Source organism: Pseudomonas sp. C2B4, from assembly GCF_013359695.1.
Lineage (GTDB): Bacteria > Pseudomonadota > Gammaproteobacteria > Pseudomonadales > Pseudomonadaceae > Aquipseudomonas.
On sequence record NZ_JABFMU010000054.1, the window covers coordinates 25,912 to 43,732 of the forward strand.

The 17,821-nt window shown below is 59.5% G+C and carries 14 protein-coding genes; 9 read left to right on the forward strand and 5 right to left on the reverse strand.

The window, feature by feature from the left end:
- Positions 1 to 237 precede the first annotated feature (237 nt).
- From HNQ83_RS25170 to HNQ83_RS25185, 4 genes are all read right to left on the reverse strand, one after another.
- Positions 238 to 987 carry a FadR/GntR family transcriptional regulator gene (locus HNQ83_RS25170; protein WP_175391458.1) on the reverse strand — a complete coding sequence of 250 codons (750 nt, stop codon included), beginning with the start codon at positions 985 to 987 and terminating at the stop codon, positions 238 to 240.
- 191 nt (positions 988 to 1,178) lie between these two features.
- Positions 1,179 to 2,906: an ABC transporter ATP-binding protein/permease gene (locus tag HNQ83_RS25175; protein WP_175391459.1), complete on the reverse strand. Its 1,728-nt coding sequence runs from the start codon at positions 2,904 to 2,906 to the stop codon at positions 1,179 to 1,181.
- A 97-nt stretch (positions 2,907 to 3,003) separates the two neighbouring features.
- On the reverse strand, positions 3,004 to 3,564 hold the full coding sequence (locus tag HNQ83_RS25180) for a response regulator transcription factor (protein ID WP_095193936.1): 561 nt from the start codon (positions 3,562 to 3,564) through the stop codon (positions 3,004 to 3,006).
- Positions 3,557 to 4,819, reverse strand: a complete 1,263-nt coding sequence (locus HNQ83_RS25185) for an ATP-binding protein (RefSeq protein ID WP_175391460.1) — start codon at positions 4,817 to 4,819, stop codon at positions 3,557 to 3,559. Before HNQ83_RS25185 ends, HNQ83_RS25180 begins: the two co-directional genes overlap by 8 nt.
- 306 nt (positions 4,820 to 5,125) lie before the next feature.
- On the opposite strand from HNQ83_RS25185, the gene HNQ83_RS25190 reads away from it, so the two are divergent.
- The 9 genes from HNQ83_RS25190 to HNQ83_RS25230 all read left to right on the forward strand — a co-directional run bounded on the left by HNQ83_RS25190 (position 5,126) and on the right by HNQ83_RS25230 (position 17,112).
- Entirely contained in the window at positions 5,126 to 5,842 is a 717-nt protein-coding gene (locus HNQ83_RS25190) for an SIMPL domain-containing protein (RefSeq protein ID WP_175391461.1), read from the forward strand.
- 475 nt (positions 5,843 to 6,317) lie between these two features.
- Positions 6,318 to 7,943, forward strand: a complete 1,626-nt coding sequence (locus HNQ83_RS25195) for an ABC transporter substrate-binding protein (RefSeq protein ID WP_175391462.1) — start codon at positions 6,318 to 6,320, stop codon at positions 7,941 to 7,943.
- 306 nt (positions 7,944 to 8,249) lie between these two features.
- The gene (locus HNQ83_RS25200) at positions 8,250 to 9,851 is read left to right on the forward strand and encodes an ABC transporter substrate-binding protein (RefSeq protein ID WP_175391463.1); all 1,602 of its coding nucleotides are present in this window, start codon (positions 8,250 to 8,252) and stop codon (positions 9,849 to 9,851) included.
- A gap of 172 nt (positions 9,852 to 10,023) precedes the next feature.
- Positions 10,024 to 11,457: an OprD family porin gene (locus HNQ83_RS25205; RefSeq protein WP_175391464.1), complete on the forward strand. Its 1,434-nt coding sequence runs from the start codon at positions 10,024 to 10,026 to the stop codon at positions 11,455 to 11,457.
- Positions 11,458 to 11,535: 78 nt separating this feature from the next.
- Positions 11,536 to 13,131: an ABC transporter substrate-binding protein gene (locus tag HNQ83_RS25210; RefSeq protein WP_175391465.1), complete on the forward strand. Its 1,596-nt coding sequence runs from the start codon at positions 11,536 to 11,538 to the stop codon at positions 13,129 to 13,131.
- Between the two features lie 73 nt (positions 13,132 to 13,204).
- The gene (locus tag HNQ83_RS25215; RefSeq protein ID WP_175391466.1) at positions 13,205 to 14,215 is read left to right on the forward strand and encodes an ABC transporter permease subunit; all 1,011 of its coding nucleotides are present in this window, start codon (positions 13,205 to 13,207) and stop codon (positions 14,213 to 14,215) included.
- A gap of 11 nt (positions 14,216 to 14,226) precedes the next feature.
- On the forward strand, positions 14,227 to 15,153 hold the full coding sequence (locus HNQ83_RS25220) for an ABC transporter permease subunit (protein WP_175391467.1): 927 nt from the start codon (positions 14,227 to 14,229) through the stop codon (positions 15,151 to 15,153).
- Between the two features lie 10 nt (positions 15,154 to 15,163).
- Positions 15,164 to 16,132, forward strand: a complete 969-nt coding sequence (locus HNQ83_RS25225; RefSeq protein WP_175391468.1) for an ABC transporter ATP-binding protein — start codon at positions 15,164 to 15,166, stop codon at positions 16,130 to 16,132.
- Complete coding sequence (locus tag HNQ83_RS25230; RefSeq protein WP_175391469.1) at positions 16,132 to 17,112, forward strand: peptide ABC transporter ATP-binding protein; 981 nt, start codon at positions 16,132 to 16,134, stop codon at positions 17,110 to 17,112. Before HNQ83_RS25225 ends, HNQ83_RS25230 begins: the two co-directional genes overlap by 1 nt.
- Before the next feature lie 164 nt (positions 17,113 to 17,276).
- Here HNQ83_RS25230 and HNQ83_RS25235 read toward each other — a convergent pair whose 3' ends face one another.
- Positions 17,277 to 17,534 (reverse strand): hypothetical protein, encoded by a 258-nt coding sequence (locus HNQ83_RS25235; protein ID WP_175391470.1) that lies wholly within the window; start codon positions 17,532 to 17,534, stop codon positions 17,277 to 17,279.
- Positions 17,535 to 17,821 lie beyond the last annotated feature (287 nt).

The following is a 17,821-nucleotide window of genomic DNA, read 5'->3' on the forward strand; positions in this document are numbered from 1 at the left end:
GCGGATGGGTACGGCTTACGCGATCAACGGCTTTATAGAGATACGTTGTCGGAGGATTCAATGACGGCGGAGCGCTTGAAGAATGTGTGCAATGACTTCTGGCCCCTTCGCGAGCAGGCTCGCTCCCACAATGGGTCACCTGCGATCACAAATAGTGTGAAGCGCCACGATCAACTGTGGGAGCGAGCCTGCTCGCGAAGATGGCCTGACAGGCAATGGATGACCTGAGCCGGAATCTTACCCCCGCTGCGCCTCAGCCTCTTCATGGGCATGGCGCAACCGCTCGCGGCTGTTGGTCAGGTGCAAGCGCATGGCTGCGCGGGCCGCATCGGAATCCTGGCGAGCAATGGCGTCGTAGATCTCTTCATGCTCGCGACTCAGGCGATTCATGTAGTGCTGCTGATCGTCATGGGCCAGCCGCGCAGAGTTGAGGCGGGTGCGCGGAATGATGCTGGTGCCCAAGTGCGTCATGATGTCGGTGAAGTAGCGGTTACCGGTGGCCAGCGCAATCTGCAGGTGGAACTGGAAGTCCGAAGCCACGGCATCACTGGCGTGGGAGACACTTTCATTCAATGCGTCCAGCGCTGCGCGCATCAATGCGAGCTGCTCGGGACTGCGACGCTGCGCGGCGAGGCCGGCGGACTCCACTTCAAGGCTGATGCGCAGTTCCAGAATGGCCAGCACGTCACGCAAGGTGACCACGGTCGCCGGGTCAATGCGGAAACCGCTCGGGCTCGGGGTATCGAGTACGAAGGTGCCGATGCCGTGGCGGGTTTCCACCTGGCCGGCCGCCTGCAAACGGGAAATCGCTTCGCGCACCACCGTGCGGCTGACGCCATGGGCATCCATGATTGCCGATTCGGTAGGCAACTTGTCGCCACGCTTGAGGTGACCGTCGCGGATCTGCTCGGACAGCACCGTCACCAACTCCTGAGCGAGACTGCGGCGCTTGCGAGGGAGGCGTGGTGCGTCGTTCGGGTTTTCCATGGTGAACATCTGTCTCGAAAAATTCGGCTGAAACCGCATCATAGCTCAACGCGGTTGTACGATCACCGTTGAGGTGAACACGGCCCGATGTGGGAGCGAGCCTGCTCGCGATTGCGGTGTGACATTCAGCATTTAAGCGCCTGACAGTCCGCATTCGCGAGCAGGCTCGCTCCCACAAGGGTCAATGGGATTCAGGCAGTCACGGCCTGATCCACCAGATGCCCGTTTTCGATACGAACATGCCGCGGATGGAAGCGCTTGAGGCTGCTGCGATGGCCGACGCTGACGATGCTCAGCCCCGGCAACTCATCGATCAGCGCCTGATACAGCGACGCTTCGTCTTCCTCATCCATTGCCGATGTCGCTTCGTCCATGTACAGCCATTGCGGCGCATACAGCAGGGCGCGGGCAAAGGCCAACCGCTGCTGCTCACCCGGCGAGAGCATGCGCTGCCAGTGATTGGCTTCGTCCAGGCGCGCGACCAGATGCGGTAAACGGCAGGTTTCCAGGACGTGCGCATAACGCTCGTTCGTATAGGTATCACCGGCCTGTGGATAACTCAGCACTTCACGCAGGGTGCCGATCGGCAAATAAGGCTTCTGCGGCAGGAACAGGTAACGCGCCGCCGGCAGGCGAATGCTGCCGTGACCTGTCGGCCACAGATGCCCCATCGCCCGCAACAGGGTCGACTTGCCACTGCCGGAACGACCACTGAGCATGACGCGCTCGCCTTCCTCCACGGTCATGTCGGCATTGGTCAGCAAATGGCGTCCGTCAGCCAGATCGAGGCCAAGTTTGTGCACTTTCAGCGCATCACCTTGATTCTGCACATCGATGGCCGGCGCACGCTCTTCGTTGTCAGTCATGGCCTGGCGGAAACTCAGCAGACGATCGCAGGTGGCGCGCCATGAGGCGAGGCTCTGGTAGGCGGTGATGAACCAACTGAAACTTTCCTGGACGTTGCCGAACGCCGAGCTGATTTGCATCAGTTCACCGAGTTCGATCTTGCCGGACAAGTAGCGCGGCGAAGCGACGATGAACGGAAAGATGATAGCGGCTTGACTGTAACCAGCGGTGAAGAAGGTCAGCCGCTTGGATACCTTCATGATGTCCCAGAAGTTATGCCAGACCATCCCGAAGCGATTGCTCAAGCGACGATTTTCGTTCGGCTCGCCGTTGTACAACGCGATGCTCTCGGCGTTTTCGCGAATCCGCACCATGGAGAAACGCAAGTCGGCTTCGAAGCGTTGTTGTTGGTTGTTCAGGCCGATCAAGCGACGACCGATCAGGTGCGTGAGCCAGCTGCCTACCACGGCATAGACCAGCACACACCAGAACATGTAGCCGGGAATGGTTAAACCGAAGACTTCGATACTGCCCGACACGCCCCACAGAATGATCGAAAACGACACCAGGCTCACAATGTTGCGAAGCAAGCCAATGCCCAGTTCCAGGGTGTTGGAGGTGAAGTTGTTGAGGTCTTCGGAAATCCGCTGGTCCGGGTTATCGGTGTAACCGCCCTGCTCCAGCTGGTAATAACTCTTGTTGCCGAGCCAGCGGGCGAAATGCTTTTCGGTGAGCCACGCCCGCCAGCGGATGGTCAGCATCTGAGTGAGATAGAGCCGGTACACCGCCCCCACAATCGCTACCGCCGCAATCACGCAGAAATACAGGATCAGCCGCCAGAATGCCGCTTCATCCTTCTGTTGCAGGGCGTTGTAGAAATCCTTGTACCAGGTGTTGAACCACACCGAGATGCCCACACTGATCAGCGACAGCGCAATCACCGCAATCAGCAACGTCCAGGCCTTGACCTTCTCTTCACTCTGCCAGTAGGGCGTGATCATCGCCCAGACTTTGCGAAAAAACTGCCCGCGCACAGCATCGTTGACCGCGGAATATTCAGCGTTCTGATTCATGGATAAGGCTCGATAAAGAAAAGTTCAGGCACGAACCGATCATAGATGATCGGTTCGGATTGTCGCGAGGAGAGGCCCGCATTCGTTCAGCGCAGGTTCAGCGGCGAACGGGACGCTTCTGCAGTTTGCGCTGCAGCGTGCGGCGGTGCATGCCCAGGGCGCGGGCGGTGGCGGAGATATTGCCTTCGTGCTCGGTCAACACGCGCTGAATATGCTCCCACTGCAAACGGTCCACCGACATCGGGTTTTCCGGCACCAGGCTGTCGAGGTCGGCGTGTTCGGACAACAGCGCGGCCAGCACATCGTCGGCGTCGGCCGGTTTGCACAGGTAGTTGCAGGCACCGCGCTTGATCGCTTCCACGGCGGTGGCAATGCTCGAATAGCCGGTGAGGATCACCACGCGCATTTCCGGGTCCATTTCCAGCAGTTTGGGCAGCAGCACCAGGCCCGAATCGCCGTCCATCTTCAGATCCAGCGCGGCGTAGTCCGGCAGGTCGTTCTGGGCGATGGTCAGCCCCTCTTCGGCGGAACCGGCGGTGCTGACGCGAAAGCCGCGGCGAGCCATGGCGCGGGCCATTACCCGGGTAAAGGTCGCGTCATCGTCGACCAGCAGCAAATGCGGCAGTTCTTCGCCTTCAACCTGGATTTCGTCACTCATGTTGGTCTCCTCGGGCGCCAAGGGGCAGGCGCAGCTCGGTGAGCGTGCCGCCTTCCTCATGACTATAGAGTTTCACTGAGCCGCCGGCGCGTGTCACGCTGGCCTTGCTCAAAAACAGGCCAAGGCCGAAACCTTTGCCCTTGGTGGTAAAAAACGGCTTGCCGATCTGCTCGGCGATAGCCAGCGGCACACCGGCACCGTGGTCGCGGATGCTGATGGTCAAGTCCTCGGTGTTCCAGTCCAGGGTCACTTGCAGCCCTTCGGGACAGGCATCCGCCGCGTTGTTCAGCAAATTCAGCAACGCCTGGGTCAGGTCCGGCGGCGGCGCCATGCGCGGCACCGTGCCCTGGCCAAGGCGCTGGAAGCGATAGCTGGCTTCCGGACGCATCAGGTGCCAGCGATTGAGCGCTTCATCAAGCCAGTCGGTGACGTCCTGCATCTCCACCGCCAAACGGCGATTGGCCTCCGCGGCGCGCACCAGTTGCTGCAAGGTTTCCTTGCACAGCTTGACCTGATCCTGCAGCACGCTCAGGTCGTCCTGCAACATGGGGTCGTGGTGGTCCTGACGCATTTCCTTGAGCAGCACGCTCATGGTCGCCAGCGGCGTACCCAACTCATGGGCGGCGCCGGCCGCCTGGGTGGCGACGGCCAGCAACTGCTGATCACGCAGGCCTTCTTCGCGGCGGATGGCGCGCAATTCTTCCTGACGGCGCAACTCTTCAGCCATGCGCGCGGCAAAGAACGTGATGACCGCCGCTGCCAGGGCGAAACTCAGCCACATCCCGTACACCTGCAGGTTTTCCCGGGCGATCGGGAAGGTTTGCAATGGATAGAAGCGCGCCAGGAGCAGGGTGTACATCGTCAGCGCGATGCCCGACAGAATCACCGAATAGCGCCACGGCAGCGTCACCGCCGCAATGGTCAGCGGTACGAGATAGTAGGAAACGAAGGGGTTGGTCGAACCGCCGGAGAAGTACAGCAAGGCACTGTGGATAAACAGGTCGCATGCCAACTGTACGGCATATTCAAGCTCGGTGACGGGCCACGAAGTGCGCAGGCGAATCGCCGTGAACGCGCAGAGCAGCATCGAACAACCGAGTGTCGCGGCCAGTTGGAACCAGGGCAACGGTAGCAGTTCGAGCCAGTAGGCCAGGCCCACGGAACCGGCCTGGGCGGCCAGCACCAAAGTGCGGATGAACGTCAGCCGCCAGAGGTTCTGGCGAGTGGCAGAAGTGATTTGAACGGGGGCGAGCATGAGCTCTCCTGATGAGCGCTCCAGGCGGATCGCAGGGAGTATAACCAAGCGAGGGGGTTGGCAGGCAAACGTGCGGCAAACGGCCACATGTCGGGCAGGTCTGCTGCGCCTATGAGGCCGCTTTCGCGAGCAGGCTCACTCCCACAGGTGAACGCATTCCAAAGTGGGAGCGAGCCTGCTCGCGAAGCGGCCACCGCAATACATCTGTATAGAAGTTGTAACTGTGCGAACCGGATCAATGAAGCTAGAGTCTGATGGTTTCACGCAGGCCCGGACCATCGCCTGCGCACCACCTCAGGAGCTTTCATGCACACATTCCGCCGCAGCGCCGCCCTTCTCGCCTTGAGTGCCGGCACGATCGCCAGCCTTCCAGCCCTGGCTGCCGACGAACTCCATTACAACCAGATTTCCCTGCGCGCCGAAGTCAGCCAGGAAGTGGCTCGCGACCTGATGATCGTGACCCTCTACACCGAAGAACAAAATGCCGACCCGGCCAAACTCGCCGCCGATGTCAGCACCACCATGAACAAGGCGCTCGCCCAGGCCAAGCAGGTCAAGGACATCACCCTGCGCCAGGGCAGTCGCAACAGCTACCCGATCTATGACGCCAAGGGCCAGAAAATCACCGGCTGGCGCGAACGCGCCGAACTGCGCCTGGAAAGCACGGATTTCGCCGCACTGTCGAAATTGACCGGCGAACTGCTCACCGACCTGAAGATGGGCGGCATGGACTTCGCCATTGCCACGCCAACCCGCAAGGCCAGTGAAGACACCCTGCTCAAGGAAGCCGTGAGCGCCTTCAAGGCCCGCGCCCAACTCGCCACCGACGCCCTGGGCGGCAAGGGCTACAAAATCGTCAACCTGAACTTCAACAGCAACGGTTACCCGCAACCGTACATGCGCGCACCGATGATGATAAAAGCCGCCGGGATGGACAGCGCACCGGTAACTCCGGAAGTTGAAGCCGGCACCAGCCAGGTCAGCATGACGGCCGACGGCTCGATCGAAGTGCTGATGCCTTGATTCGATAACCGACAGGCAAAAAAGGCGATCACATCGGTGATCGCTTTTTTTTTGCAAACTGCGTCTATGCTGAATCTCGGGACGGTCAGGTCAACCCCAAAAAACGACACCAGTTGCACTTGGTACAACTCGTAAACATCGACCAATACCAGTGCAACAATAATCACTCCCATTAACCCCCTTCCCACCCCCACAGGACGGGGTATAAATAGGTAACACCCCGCCCCACCCGCGGGCAGCCTTACCTTTGCACGCACCATAAAAGTGCGTCAGTTGCACTGCAAAAATGCCGCGCAAACGGTCAAATGCGTCAAAAATTACACATATGCGACATTAAGGTACGTTCGTGCCACCGTTTAAGGCTTGTAGTCGCTCTGGATCTTGCATTGGGTATGGCCCCTGCATAAGTATCCGCAGGCACGACTCACGAGGTCGTCCTCAAAATCAAAAAATGACAACAAATCATGAGGCCACCATGCTTAAACACGCGGTCATTCCGTTTTTAGTCGGCGCCAGCCTTTTGGCCGCCGCACCGTTCGCCCAAGCTGCGACTAACCTGGTGTTCTGCTCCGAAGGGAGCCCGGCCGGTTTCGATCCAGGTCAATACACCACCGGAACCGACTTCGACGCCTCTGCAGAAACCATGTTCAACCGCCTGACTCAGTTCGAGCGTGGCGGCACCGCCGTTATTCCTGGCCTGGCAACCAGCTGGGACGTCTCCTCCGACGGCCTGACTTACACCTTCCACCTGCGTGAAGGCGTCAAGTTCCACACGACCCCGTACTTCAAGCCGACCCGTAACTTCAACGCCGACGACGTGCTGTTCACCTTTAATCGCATGATTAACAAGGATGACCCGTTCCGTAAGGCGTACCCGACCGAATTCCCGTACTTCACCGACATGGGGATGGACACCAACATCACCAAGGTCGAGAAAATCGACGACAAGACTGTCAAGTTCACCCTCAAGGACGTTGATGCCGCGTTCATCCAGAACTTGGCCATGAGCTTCGCCTCGATCCAGTCCGGCGAGTACGCTGCCCAGCTGCTCAAGGAAGGCAAGGCTGCCGACATCAACCAGAAGCCGGTCGGCACCGGTCCGTTCGTGTTCAAGAGCTACCAGAAAGACTCCAACATCCGCTACACCGGGAACAAGGACTACTGGAAGCCTGATGACGTCAAGATCGACAACCTGATCTTCGCCATCACCACCGACCCGTCGGTACGCATCCAGAAGCTGAAGAAGGGCGAGTGCCAGATCACTCTGTTCCCGCGTCCGGCCGATCTGAAGGCGCTGAAGGAAGACAAGACCCTGAAAGTGCCTGACCAGGCGGGTTTCAACCTGGGTTACATCGCCTACAACGTGATGCCGCAACTCAAGGGCCAAACTGTTCCAAACCCGCTGGCCGATCTGAAAGTGCGTCAAGCACTGGATATGGCAGTCAACAAGCCACAGATCATCGAATCGGTTTATCAGGGCGCCGGCCAACTGGCCGTCAACGCCATGCCGCCGACCCAGTGGTCCTACGACACCACGATCAAAGATGCCAAGTACGACCCTGAGAAAGCCAAGGAGCTGCTCAAGGAAGCGGGTGTGAAAGAAGGCACCGAAATCGTTCTGTGGGCCATGCCTGTACAGCGTCCATACAACCCGAATGCCAAGCTGATGGCTGAGATGTTGCAGTCCGACTGGAAGAAGATCGGCCTGAACGTCAAGATCCAAAGCTACGAATGGGGCGAATACATCAAGCGCGCCAAGGGTGGCGAGCAGCAAGGCATGCTGATTGGCTGGAGCGGCGACAATGGTGATCCGGACAACTGGCTGAACGTGCTGTTCGGTTGCGACTCGCTGGATGGCAACAACTTCTCCAAGTGGTGCGACAAGAAGTTTGACGACCTCGTCAAGCAAGCCAAGCGCACCTCGGACCAGGCCAAGCGCACCGAACTGTACAAGCAGGCGCAACACGTCCTCAAAGATGCTGTGCCATACACACCTATCGCTCACTCGACGGTGTTCCAACCCATGCGTGCCGAAGTACAGGACTTCAAGATCAGCCCGTTTGGCTTGAACTCCTTCTACGGCGTCAGCGTCAGCAAATAAGGTCTGGCAACGGCGACGTTTCTGACGTCGCCGTTGCTTCATCTACCGAGAAAGCAGGAAACCGCCTACATCCAAATCGTCTGCTTCCTACAGCAGAGCGCTAGGACATGTCGTCTTTTCCCACAAATCTTTCGGACCATTCGTATTTACTGCCGGGCTCACGGTTCATACCGTCGGGATCCGACCAGCTCATGCGTGGGTCATCGGTTTATTTGCTGCACGTCATGGCTTGAAACCAATGAAGCCCCCCACGTCCTCGGACGGGACGAAGGCTCATTGCCAAAACACTGAACGAGAGGGAGCGTCATGCGCCATACCTTGGTTTTATCCGCATTGCTGGGCACCGGCCTGTTGGCCGCCACGTCCATGAGCCAGGCCGCCAACAACAGCCTGGTGTTCTGCTCCGAGGGCAGTCCCGCCGGTTTCGATACGGCGCAGTACACCACGGCGACCGACAACGACGCCGCCGAGCCGCTGTACAACCGACTGGCAGAGTTTGAAAAAGGCGCGACCAACGTCGTACCCGGCCTGGCCACCAGTTGGGATATTTCCGAGGACGGCCTCAAGTACACCTTTCACCTGCGTCCGGAGGTGAAGTTTCACACCACCAAGTACTTCACACCGACCCGCGACTTCAACGCCGATGACGTGCTGTTCACGTTCAATCGCATGCTCGACCCGCAACAACCCTTCCGTAAGGCTTACCCGACCGAATTCCCGTATTTCAACGGCATGAGCCTGAACAAGAACATCGCCAAGGTCGAAAAGACCGGGCCGCTGACCGTGGTCATGACGCTCAACAGCGTGGACGCCGCGTTCATCCAGAACATCGCCATGAGCTTCGCCTCAATCCTTTCCGCCGAGTACGCCGACAAGCTGCTGGCCGAGGGCAAACCGAGCGATATCAACCAGAAGCCGATCGGCACCGGGCCGTTCGTGTTCAAGAGCTACCAGAAAGACTCGAACATCCGGTACACCGGCAACAAACAGTACTGGGACCCGAGCCGCGTCAAGCTCGATAACCTGATTTTCGCCATCAACACCGACGCCTCGGTGCGTGTGCAGAAACTCAAGGCCAACGAGTGCCAGATCACCCTGCACCCGCGCCCTGCCGACGTGACCGCGTTGAAGAACGACCCGGCACTGCAACTGATCGAGAAACCCGGCTTCAACCTTGGCTACATCGCCTACAACGTGCGCCACAAACCCTTCGACCAGCTCGAAGTGCGCCAGGCGCTGGACATGGCGGTGAACAAGCAAGGCATCCTCAACGCCGTTTATCAGGGCGCCGGCCAACTGGCTGTCAACGCCATGCCGCCAACCCAATGGTCCTACGATGAAACCATCAAGGACGCCGCCTACAACCCGGAAAAGGCCAAGGAACTGCTCAAGGCTGCCGGCGTGAAGGAAGGCACCGAGATCACCCTGTGGGCCATGCCCGTGCAGCGCCCGTACAACCCCAACGCCAAGTTGATGGCCGAAATGCTCCAGGCTGACTGGGCGAAGATCGGCCTCAAGGTGAAGATCGTCAGCTACGAATGGGGCGAGTACATCAAGCGCACCAAGAATGGCGAGCACGACATCAGCCTGATTGGCTGGACCGGTGACAACGGTGACCCGGACAACTGGCTCGGCACGCTGTACAGCTGCGACGCCATTGGTGGCAACAACTACTCCATGTGGTGTGATCCGGCGTACGACAAGCTGATCAAGCAGGCCAAGGTCGTGACCGATCGCGACCAGCGCACCGTGCTCTACAAACAGGCGCAGCAGTACCTCAAGCAGCAGGTGCCGATCACGCCAGTCGCCCACTCGACGGTCAACCAGCCGTTGAGCGCCAAAGTCGAAGGGTTCAAGGTCAGCCCGTTCGGTCGCAACGTGTTCTCGGGTGTCAGCATCGATAAATAAAACCGTGTAGCCAAAACGCTGGGGGCGCATTGCGCCCTCACGCAAGCGTGTTGCCGTAATTCGCCAATTCGGCGTACAGCAAACGTTTGCAATGTGTGAATGAGTTCCAAAGCAAATAGCCGGATCACCAAAAAAGACCGGCATTAATAATAGAAACCAAGGAGCTTCACCCATGAAACTGAGCAGTACCGCAATACTGGCCCTGGCCATTAGCAGCGTCACCGCAACGGCTTACGCTGAAACCCAGAGCCAGGCGTTCACCCCGGTTACCGTGAACGAAAAGAGCGCCCAAAGCGAAGCCACCGGATTCCTCGAAGGCCAGTCGATCAGCGGCACTACCCGTAACTGGTACGCCAACGAGCAACTGAAACGTGGCGCTAACTTCGCCTACAAGAAAGACGGCGTATCGACCCCGACTGACCGTCGCATCAACTGGGTTCAAGGCACCATCGTCAAGTACAACTCGGGCTTCACCGAAGGTGCTGTCGGTTTCAGCACTGAAGTAGCGGCCTACAACGCCATCGCCCTGGACCAGGACCGCAAGGACCTGGCCTCCAACAACGGCGGCGCACCGGGCACTCGCCCAGGCGCAGGCAACAACCGTACCCTGACCGAAGAAGGCGGCGACGCCGTTGGCCAATGGAGCAAATTGGGTCTGGCCAACGTCAAGGCGCGTATTTCCAATACCACCCTGACCGCCGGTCGTCAGAACTTCAGCAGCCCGATGGTCGACGTCATCGGTAACCGTGCGCTGCCTTCGAGCTTCCAGGGTGTGGCAATCCACAGCGAAGAGCTGAACAACCTGCAATTCGACCTGGCCACTTTCGACCGCAATTCACCGCGTACCGAGCAAAGCCAGCGTAAATTCCGCACCGAATACGCCAACGGCATCGTTGAATCCGATCACGTCTACACCGGCGGTATCACCTACACCCCATTCGCCAGCCTGACCACCAGCCTGTGGGCGACCCAGGCCGAAGACATCTGGAACCAGTACTACTTCGGCGCCACTCACGTGTTGGGCGACAGCCAGGTACTGAGCCTGACCACCGGCTTGAACTACTACAAAACCCAGGAAGAAGGTAAGGCGCTGATCGGCGACATCGACAACGACACCTACTCCCTGTCGTTCGGCCTGACTCACCAGGCCCACAGCCTGACCTTCTCGTACCAGGAAGTGAACGGTAACGAGTACTTCGACTACCTGCACGAAACCAACGGCATCTACCTGGCCAACTCCCTGCTGTCGGACTTCAACGGCCCGAATGAAAAATCGTTCCAGGTCGCCTATGGTCTGAACATGGCCGAATACGGCGTGCCGGGCCTGAAGTTCAACATCTACCAGGCGCGTGGCTGGGGTATCGACGGTACTCACTACACCGGCAACAAAGGCGTGGCCGACAAAGGCTACGACGGCATCCAGTCGCAAGATGGCGAACACCATTACGAATACGGCATCGGTGCCTCCTACGCCGTGCAGAGCGGCCCGCTCAAGGCCACCACTGTTCGCGCGACCTACACCGCTCACCGTGCCAGCGAAAACCAGGCTGACGGCAGCATCAACGAGTTCCGTCTCGTGACCACTGTTCCGTTCAACATTCTGTAATGCACCGGCCGAACGGCTGATTCCGCGAAGAGTCAGCCGTTCGGCTTCTGTCCTTTAACCGATTGCAGAGGGTTCTTGATGAAAATGCTTCCCCTACGTGCGGCCATCGCGGCCGCCTTGCTGAGTGTCGCGGTTGGCGTATCGGCCAAACCCCTGGTGGTTTGCACCGAGGCCAGCCCCGAAGGCTTCGACATGGTCCAGTACACCACTGCAGTCACAGCCGATGCAGTGGCCGAAACCATCTTCAATCGACTGGCGGACTTCAAGCCCGGCACCACTGAGGTGATTCCGGCACTGGCTGAATCCTGGGACATCAGCGACGACGGCCTGACCTACATTTTCCATCTGCGCAAAGGCGTCAAGTTTCACACCACCGAATACTTCAAGCCGACCCGCAATATGAATGCCGACGACGTGGTCTGGAGCTTCCAGCGCCAGCTGGACCCAAACCATCCGTGGCACAAACTCTCGAGCGTGGGCTTCCCGTACTTTGAAAGCATGGGCTTCAAGGAACTGCTGAAAAACGTCGAGAAAGTCGACGACAACACGGTCAAGTTCACCCTGACCCGCCAGGAAGCGCCATTCCTGGCCGACATCGCCATGGCCTTCTCCTCGATCTACTCTGCCGAGTACGCCGACCAACTGCTCAAGGCCAACAAGACCGGCGACCTGAACAACAAGCCAGTCGGCACCGGACCGTTCGTCTTCCAGCGTTACAACAAGGACGCCCAGGTTCGCTTCAAGGCCAACCCGGACTACTTCCGCGGCAAGCCACCGGCCGACTCGCTGATCCTGGCCATCGCCACTGACAACAACGTGCGCCTGCAAAAGCTCAAGGCCAACGAATGCCAGGTCGCGCTGTACCCGAAACCGGATGACATCCCGAGCATCAAGAAAGACCAGAAACTGAAGGTCGATGAACTGAACGCAATGACCGTTTCGTACATCGCCATGAACACCCAGCACAAGTACATGAGCGACGTGCGTGTACGAAAAGCCATCGACATCGCCTTCGACAAAGAGGCCTATGTCAACGCACTGTTCGGCAAGGGCAATGCCACCGTGGGCGTCAACCCGTTCCCGGACACCCTGCTGGGCTACAACCACAGCCTGAAAAACCCGCCACGCGATCTGGACAAGGCCCGTGCCCTGCTCAAGGAAGCCGGCGTGCCGGAAGGCACCACCTTCACCCTGTTCACCCGCAACGGTGGCGGCCCAACCAACCCTAACCCGATGCTCGGCGCGCAGATGATGCAGGCTGATCTGGCCAAGGTCGGTATCAAGATCGACATCCGCGTGATGGAATGGGGCGAAATGCTCAAACGCGCGAAAAATGGCGAGCACGATATGGTTTCCGCCGGATGGGCGGGCGATAACGGCGACCCGGATAACTTCCTGACGCCTATGCTCAGTTGCGAAGCGGCGAAGAACGGCGAAAACTACGCACGCTGGTGCAATGAAAAATTCCAGGCACTGATCGACCAGGCCCGGGAAAAGACCGACCCGGCCGAACGTGCAGCGCTGTACGAACAGGCTCAGGTTATCTTTAACCAGGACCAGCCATGGATCAGCATGGCGCACACTAGAATGTTTACCGCAATGCGCAACAACGTAGAGGGCTACCAAATTAGCCCGCTCACCACAAATAACTTCGCCACCACCCAGGTGAAGTAGATAAGAAACTCCCGGCATTCCTGACCCCAGGCATGCCGGGCACGCCTAACCGGCTGATGAGGTACACCACACGATGTTTAGTTTTATTGCCCGCCGACTGGGGTTATTGATCCCCACGTTCTTCGGCATCACCTTGCTGACTTTCGCGTTGATTCGCATGATCCCCGGCGACCCCGTGGAAGTGATGATGGGCGAACGTCGGGTCGACCCCGAGATGCATGCTCAGGCAATGGAACGCCTAGGTCTGAACAAACCCCTGTATGCCCAGTACCTGGATTACATCGGGAAACTGGCCCACGGCGATCTCGGGGAATCCCTGCGTACCCGTGAAAGCGTCTGGACCGAGTTCACCTCTCTATTCCCCGCGACCCTGGAACTGTCCATGGCCGCCCTGTTGTTCGCCGGCATCCTGGGCCTTTTGGCCGGGGTGATCGCGGCACTCAAGCGAGGATCCCTGTTCGACCATGGGGTGATGGGCGTCTCCCTGGCGGGATACTCGATGCCGATCTTCTGGTGGGGCCTGATCCTGATTATGTTCTTCTCGGTGTCTCTGGGCTGGACCCCGGTTTCCGGGCGGATCGACCTGCTCTATGACATCGAGCCGCGCACCGGTTTCATGCTGATCGATACGCTGCTGGCCGATGACGTCGGCGCATTCGTCGATGCCCTGCACCACCTGATCCTGCCGGCCATCGTGCTCGGCACCATCCCGCTGGCGGTGATCGCGCGGATGACCCGTTCGTCGATGCTCGAAGTGCTGCGCGAGGACTACATCCGTACCGCCAAGGCCAAGGGTCTGTCGCCATCGCGCGTCGTCTTCGTACACGGCCTGCGCAACGCACTGATCCCGGTACTGACCGTGGTCGGCCTGCAAGTCGGCACCCTGCTGGCTGGTGCGGTCTTGACCGAAACCATCTTCTCCTGGCCGGGCATCGGCAAATGGCTGATCGAAGCCATTGGCGCCCGTGACTACCCGGTTGTGCAAAACGGCATCCTGTTAATCGCCTGCCTGGTGATTCTGGTCAACTTCGTAGTGGACATCCTCTACGGCTTTGCCAACCCACGCATCCGTCATCAGCGCTGAGGTCAATACCCATGAGCACTCCAACTTCCTCAGTAGCCACCGCCACGTCCGCCGTGGATCAAAGCCTGCTGTACCCGTCACCGTACAAAGAATTCTGGCAAGCGTTCTCCAAGAACAAGGGTGCTGTCGCCGGCCTGATGTTCATGCTGCTGGTGATTTTCTGCGCCATCTTCGCCCCATGGGTCGCCCCCCATGACCCGAGCGAGCAGTACCGTGACTTCCTGCTGACCCCGCCAGCCTGGCTGGAAGGTGGGCAGATCCAGTTCCTGCTGGGTACCGATGAACTGGGTCGCGACCTGCTGTCGCGCCTGATCCAGGGTTCGCGCCTGTCGCTGCTGATCGGCTTGTCGTCGGTGGTGATGTCGCTGATTCCGGGGATCCTGCTGGGCCTGTTCGCCGGGTTCTTCCCGCGCGTGGTCGGCCCGACCATCATGCGCCTGATGGACATCATGCTGGCCCTGCCATCCCTGCTGCTGGCCGTGGCGATCGTCGCCATCCTCGGCCCAGGCCTGATCAACACCGTGATCGCCATCGCCGTGGTGTCCCTGCCGTCCTACGTTCGTCTGACCCGCGCTGCGGTGATGGGCGAACTGAACCGCGACTACGTGACCGCCGCGCGCCTGGCTGGTGCCGGCCTGCCACGTCTGATGTTCGTGACCGTGCTGCCTAACTGCATGGCGCCACTGATCGTTCAGGCAACCTTGAGCTTCTCCTCGGCGATTCTCGATGCCGCCGCCCTGGGCTTCCTCGGCCTTGGCGTACAACCGCCAACCCCTGAGTGGGGCACCATGCTGGCCTCGGCCCGCGACTACATCGAACGCGCCTGGTGGGTAGTCAGTCTGCCTGGTTTGACCATTTTGCTCAGCGTGCTGGCAATCAACTTAATGGGCGACGGCCTGCGCGATGCGCTGGACCCGAAACTCAAGAATGCCGCCTGAGGAGATTCCCATGTCACTGTTAGAAATCAAGAATCTCAACGTTCGCTTCGGCGACAAGAACGCCACCCCCGTGGTCGACGGCCTCGACCTGAAGGTGGACAAGGGTGAAGTACTGGCCATCGTTGGCGAGTCCGGTTCCGGCAAGTCCGTGACCATGATGGCGCTGATGGGCCTGATCGAGCATCCAGGCATCGTCACCGCCGACTCACTCAGCTTTGACGGCAAGGACATGCTCAAGCTGAGCAACCGTCAGCGTCGGCAGATCGTTGGCAAAGACCTGTCCATGGTATTCCAGGATCCGATGACCGCGCTGAACCCGAGCTACACCGTCGGTTTCCAGATTGAAGAAGTGCTGCGCCTGCACCTGAACATGTCTGGCAAGGCCGCGCGCAAACGCGCCATCGAACTGCTTGAAAAAGTTGAAATTCCGGGCGCGGCCAGCCGTATGGACGCCTACCCTCATCAACTGTCCGGCGGCATGAGCCAGCGTGTTGCAATCGCCATGGCGATTGCAGGCGAGCCGAAACTGCTGATCGCCGACGAACCGACCACCGCCCTCGACGTAACGATCCAGGCGCAGATCATGGACCTGCTGCTGGCGTTGCAAAAAGAGCAGAACATGGGCCTGGTGCTGATCACCCACGACCTCGCGGTCGTGGCCGAAACCGCCCAGCGCGTGTGCGTGATGTACGCCGGTCAAGCCGTCGAAGTCGGCCAGGTGCCGCAGTTGTTCGACATCCCGGCGCATCCGTACAGCGAAGCGCTGCTCAAGGCGATTCCAGAACACAGCCTGGGCGCCTCGCGCCTGTCGACCCTGCCAGGCATCGTGCCGGGCCGCTATGACCGTCCGCAGGGCTGCCTGCTGTCGCCGCGCTGCCCATACGTACAGGACAACTGCCGCACGCAGCGTCCGGCCCTTGACCCGAAAAGCAACAGCCTCGCCCGCTGCTTCTACCCGCTGAACCAGGAGGTGGCGTAATGGCCGTCGTTCTTACCGCCCGCGACCTGACCCGTCACTACGAAGTGTCCCGTGGGATGTTCAAGGGTCACGCCACCGTACGCGCCCTCAACGGTGTGTCGTTCGAGCTGGAAGCCGGCAAGACCCTCGCCGTCGTTGGTGAATCGGGTTGTGGCAAGTCCACCCTGGCCCGCGCCTTGACCCTGATTGAAGAGCCGTCCTCGGGCTCCCTGAAAATCGCCGGCCAGGAAGTGGCCGGCGCCGACAAGGCCCAGCGCAAACAACTGCGCAAAGACGTGCAGATGGTGTTCCAGAGCCCGTACGCCTCGCTGAACCCACGGCAGAAAATCGGTGATCAGCTGGCAGAGCCCTTGCTGATCAACACCAACCTGTCCGCTTCGGAGCGCCGCGAGAAAGTCCAGGCGATGATGAAGCAGGTGGGCTTGCGTCCTGAGCACTACCAGCGTTATCCGCACATGTTCTCCGGCGGTCAGCGCCAGCGGATCGCCCTGGCTCGCGCGATGATGCTGCAACCGAAAGTGCTGGTGGCGGACGAACCGACCTCGGCGCTGGACGTGTCGATCCAGGCCCAGGTGCTGAACCTGTTCATGGACCTGCAGCAAGAGTTCAACACGGCCTACGTGTTCATCTCCCACAACTTGGCGGTAGTGCAACACGTCGCCGATGATGTGATGGTGATGTACCTCGGCCGCCCGGTGGAAATCGGTCCGAAGAACGACATCTACGAGCGTCCTCTGCACCCGTACACCCAGGCGTTGCTGTCCGCCACACCGACCATTCACCCGGACCCGAACAAGCCGAAAATCAAGATCGTCGGCGAGTTGCCCAACCCGCTGAACCCGCCGCCAGGTTGCGCTTTCCACAAGCGGTGCCCGTATGCGACCGAGCGTTGCAGCACCGAAGAGCCGGCCCTGCGCCTGCTCGACAGCCGTCAGGTGGCTTGCCACTACGCCGAGCAGTTCCTCGACGGCGCGGCATAACGAACTGTGGGAGCGAGCCTGCTCGCGAAGGCGTCATTTCAGTCAACATCACTGCCGACTGACAGACCGCTTTCGCGAGCAGGCTCGCTCCCACAGGAGTTCGATAACCCCTTCCTCAGGACTGCGCATCAGTCAGGTAGAAGGGGTTTTATTTTGCGTACGATTTACGTCTGGCTATCACCCTCATCGGCGTCATCAGAGTCCGGCTCATCAGTGGTCGAGTCATCGTCGCCTTCGCTTCCACCCTGCCCTTTGTCGCCCGGTTCCGATTCGGACGCGGCGATCATCAGCTCACCATGTCCTGCCTGCCCACTCGACGCCTGGGTTTCATGATCCTCGCATTCGGCCCACACCGCCGAACTGCCGAGAGACAACATCACCAACACCTTCAACAGCAACAACACACGTAGCAACCTGTTCATAGCCGAATCCTTCCTGTCTCGAAGCGCCTGTCTGGTGCTGAATGAAATCTAGTTCCGATCAGCCGGGTTCTCCAGATAGGACGCTAACGAAGGGACGGAATGCGGTGGTTGCAGAGATTGGTTGTGAATAAGGTCTATAACCAAACCCACTAATACTCAGTTCCCTTGTGGGAGCGAGCCTGCTCGCGAATTCGGTTAATCATTCAGCACTGGAGTCGACTGACACACCGCTTTCGCGAGCAGGCTGAACTGGTCAAGTAATCTTGGACACCCGTCAAGGTTCACGC